This is a genomic window from Bacillus cereus group sp. MYBK216-1 (assembly GCF_051916495.1).
Lineage (GTDB): Bacteria > Bacillota > Bacilli > Bacillales > Bacillaceae_G > Bacillus_A > Bacillus_A thuringiensis_K.
The window spans coordinates 1-814 of sequence record NZ_JBQAGT010000043.1; the positions used below are offsets into that span (position 1 = coordinate 1).

Here is an 814-nt window from a genome sequence, read left to right on the forward strand (position 1 = left end):
GTAGTACGTACTATTACTGGATGAAACATTTTAATCGTCCTGATCCAAATGCGGAGGTAAAAGAACTGATTCAAGCTATTTATAATGAACACGATGGGTGTTATGGTTATCGTCGTATTCGTGATGAACTTATGAATCGTGGACACAAAGTAAATCATAAAAAAGTGTATCGTCTTATGAAAGAATTAGGGTTAAAATGTCTGGTTCGTATGAAAAAATATCGCTCTTACAAAGGGACAGTTGGGAAAATTGCACCAAATATTTTAAATCGCAACTTCCAAGCTGAAAAACCAAATGAAAAGTGGGTTACAGATATTACGGAGTTTAAGTTATTTGGGGAGAAGTTATACCTATCACCAATGTTGGATTTATTTAATGGTGAAATTATCACGTATACAATTGGTTCAAGACCGACCTATTCCCTTGTTTCAACGATGTTGGACCAAGCCCTTTATTGTGTAACCGATCCGGATAAACTCCTCATTCACTCTGATCAAGGTTGGCACTATCAAATGAAACAATACCGTCATTCTCTTAAGAATTGTGGCATAACTCAAAGTATGTCTCGCAAAGGAAACTGTTATGACAATGCCGTTATTGAAAATTTCTTCGGTATCATGAAATCGGAATTTCTGTATCGAAAAGAATTTGAAAGTATAACACATTTCAAACAAGAGTTAGCAAAGTATATAGAATACTATAATCATAAAAGAATTAAGGCAAAATTAAAGGGTATGAGCCCAGTACAATACCGGGCTCATACCCTAGAGGCTGCCTAATGAAACGACCTGTCTAACTTTCGGGGGTCACTTCA

1 pseudogene is annotated in these 814 nt (G+C 36.0%); it reads left to right on the forward strand.

Going from position 1 to position 814, the window contains the following annotated elements:
• Window positions 1–779 (forward strand): annotated as a pseudogene (locus ACTFRH_RS30860) (IS3-like element ISBth10 family transposase); the annotation flags it as partial.
• Between the last annotated feature and the right edge of the window lie 35 nt (window positions 780–814).